The following is a 2874-nucleotide window of genomic DNA, read 5'->3' as shown; positions in this document are numbered from 1 at the left end:
CCTCTAGGGTTCCGGTTTGAGCGCTCTGGCGAAGCAAATGATAGGCCCGTTCTAGCCTTGTGGAGGATCCTGTGTGGGGGGGGCAGCCATCTTCTCGCAAGGCCGGATCCAGGAAATGATTGGTGTGGGCGAGGATCCCTCCTTGAGGGAGATGCAGGCCAATTCCTCGTGGACTGATTTCAAAGCTGATTGCACTAGCGGGCTGTAGGCCTACCGCCTGTCCTGCGGTACCCGCAACGCTGACACAAGAGGACGCGGTGTAAGGATAGGATCCCACCCTCTCTACAGCCTGCTGCCACTCCTCGCACTCCAACAATAAGCGCAACAGCAGATGCACCGGCATTCCCTCGGTTTGCCCATCTAGGGTAGAGCGCAAGAGGTTGAGGGCTACGGCCAACCCTGCTCGGTTGAGGCCGATTTTGGCCAGGATCCCAGCTTCGGTCAGGGTGAGGTAGGCAGGGTGGTTATCGGAGCGAACGCACAACAGCACACAGGCCCTGCGCTGCTCCCCGATCCAATCCCAGGTTTGGGCCAAGTAGGTGTGGTGGGTGGAGGTAGCCTGGGGCAAGGCCGCCAGGGCGGTGCATTCTCCCCCATCCGGGTTGGCTTGGGCTGGATCGATGAGATCAATCCCCTTGAATTCATGAGCAGGATCCGGTGGGTGCTGGGGCACCCCGTTTTGGAGATTGTGTTCCAGAGCAGCGGCGCAGTCGGGATGGGATCCACCGACAACCGATCTGGATAAAATCTCGGTGCGCAAATTGAGGGCCAGAATCTCGGCAAAACGGAAGCCACTCCCCGCGGCAATGCCTTGGATTTCTTCCAGCAGGTGGGGCACGTGGCGCTCTAGCCAGGGCAGGGATCCCTCTGCTTGGGTCTGGGCCTGCTGCCAGGTGAGACCACAGCGGTAGGCAAATTGGCGGGCGTAACTAGCAATGCTGTGGCAAATGAGTTGGGCCGCCTGGGATCCATACTGTTGGCCTCGTTGTTGGGGATCCCCCTGCAGATGAAGAATGGGGAACATGGTGCTGGTTTGCCCGTGACCTCAATAGGTGGGCAGGGAGGGATCCACCTCACAGGCCCAAGCGTGAATGCCGCCGCTGATGTTATAAACCTGGGTGAACCCGTTGGCCTGTAGCCACCGGCTCATTTGAGCAGAGCGGATGCCATGATGGCAGAGCACAAAAGTTGGCTGATCTGGATCCAGCTCTGTGAGGATCCGTTCCCTCCATTCCTCGTACTGGCTCAAGGGGTAGTTGCGAAAGCCCAGGGCATTTAAATTCACCAGCTCCAGCTCTGCCGGTTCCCGCACATCGATCAATTGCAGAGGGCCGGCCTCGGGATCCCGTAGGTGTTGGGCCATCTGTTGCGGTGTAATGGAGCGGATGGAGAAGGACATCGCCAACTCTGGTCTACAGGGATCCCCTCTCAAGATACACCGGCTCAGCGGCTGCCCTGAGACTGCCCGCAAAGGTTAAGATGTCACCCTGATTTGGGCTTAGCCTGGGTATGGCTGTGCAACGCTTTTTGATCGACACGGATACGGCGGGAGATGATGTTACCTCGCTGCTCTTTGGGCTGCTCTGGCCCAACAGCATCCTACAGGGCTGCCCGCCGGGGTGAGTTTCATTCGAGATCCCTTTGCGGAAGTGCCCAAACCCGCCGATTATGCCAGCATCTGCAGCGGAGATACCCGTCCGCTGTTCTTTATCGGTGTGGATGCTAACCAAAACTACCTGGGGGATACCGACAACAACCCTGCCACCCTCAACCACGGTCTCACCTCGATGCTGAAGCGGGTGGATATGGCCACCTATGAAGTGATTCGCAGCGTGGTGGAAGGCAACTTTAAGGCAACTTTGTCGGCGGCATTCAAACCTTTGGCCTGGAGAACGAGGGTGTGGGCTATGCCCTGGATGAATACAACCAAGCCTTGCTCTCAGCGGATTTGGTGGCTGCTGTGGAAGCGGTGAAGCAAGACATCCTCGCCGGAACCCTCGAAGTACCTGAAGAGCGCTAGATTTTTGAGATTTTTGTTGCCGATTGATTGCGGATCCCTGGCGAAGCCTTGACTAAACAGAGGATCCATCAGAGGATGCTTTTGCTGAGGGCATTGGATCGCAACTTGGCCACCTGCACTTTGACCTCGTGGCAGTTGCTTGTTGTTCTTGTTTGTTGCTGTAACAACCTTAACCGCTAAGCGCTTGTAAGGAGCTTTCCACCTATGCTTGGCCAAGTATCCAAGTCTGGTTGGGGGATCTGTTCAGCCTTGCTGCCTCTGTTGGCAGGGATCGCTTTCGGCTGTGGAGGAGGCACAGGCAACTCTCCCCCTCTGCCGTCGCCAGGTAGTGGATCTGTCGTCCTGCAAGTGGATCCGGCCAGGGGCCCCTTTACCAAGGTGGCTGATGCCGTTGCAGAAGCGCAGCGGCTGCAAAATGCCACAGCAGGACTAGAGGTGCTGATCGAGATTTTGGGGGCGGGCAAGGAGAGACTGGAGAAGAACCTCGCCCTGGATGGAGGTGACGGCACCAATGGCGGGCGGATTCGGATTACCAGCTCTGCTGCCTACGAGATCCTAGCGGGGTTGTTCGATGTGGTTGTAGCCAGCCAAACTAGCCTGCAAGGGGTAGATGTGGTGCTGGGGGGTGGACGGGTGCAGGTGAACAACGGCACTTTTCAGCCGCGCAAGGTCACCCTCAACGACCCTCGCTCCAACATCTTGGTCAACGGCAATGCTGCGGTTCTAGAGGGAGCCTTGAACCAATTGGCCGAGATTTTGTGCCAGCAATTTTTGGATCCCTGTGTGCAGATCTCTGGGAATGGCCGGGTCAGCCGTGTCTCGCCGATTGTCAGTAAAACGGGTGGGGTGGGCAT

The 2874-nt window shown here is 57.7% G+C and carries 3 protein-coding genes and 1 pseudogene; 2 read left to right on the top strand and 2 right to left on the bottom strand.

The annotated features are described in order from the left end of the window. Positions 1-1024, bottom strand: a 1024-nt coding sequence (locus NW837_RS04355) for a C45 family autoproteolytic acyltransferase/hydolase (protein ID WP_414329421.1), incomplete at its 3' end; no start/stop codon positions are given. A 21-nt stretch (positions 1025-1045) separates the two neighbouring features. Next, positions 1046-1399, bottom strand: a complete 354-nt coding sequence (locus NW837_RS04350) for a rhodanese-like domain-containing protein (protein ID WP_414329420.1) — start codon at positions 1397-1399, stop codon at positions 1046-1048. Positions 1400-1619: 220 nt separating this feature from the next. On the opposite strand from NW837_RS04350, the gene NW837_RS04345 reads away from it, so the two are divergent. After that, a complete protein-coding gene (locus NW837_RS04345) occupies positions 1620-1973 on the top strand; it encodes a hypothetical protein (RefSeq protein ID WP_049749562.1) in 354 nt (117 codons plus the stop codon). Positions 1974-2269: 296 nt separating this feature from the next. Then, positions 2270-2874 (top strand): annotated as a pseudogene (locus NW837_RS04340) (right-handed parallel beta-helix repeat-containing protein); the annotation flags it as partial.

The sequence above is a fragment of the Synechococcus sp. R6-10 genome, assembly GCF_047461815.1.
Classification (GTDB): domain Bacteria; phylum Cyanobacteriota; class Cyanobacteriia; order Thermostichales; family Thermostichaceae; genus Thermostichus.
The sequence above is the reverse complement of the archived record's forward strand: the minus strand, read 5'-3'. Positions and strand labels throughout refer to the sequence as shown.

Coding starts and splice junctions, on each gene's coding strand:
- NW837_RS04350 (WP_414329420.1), bottom strand. CDS start 1,399: ATGTCCTTCTCCATCCGCTCCATTACACCGCAACAGATGGCCCAACAC.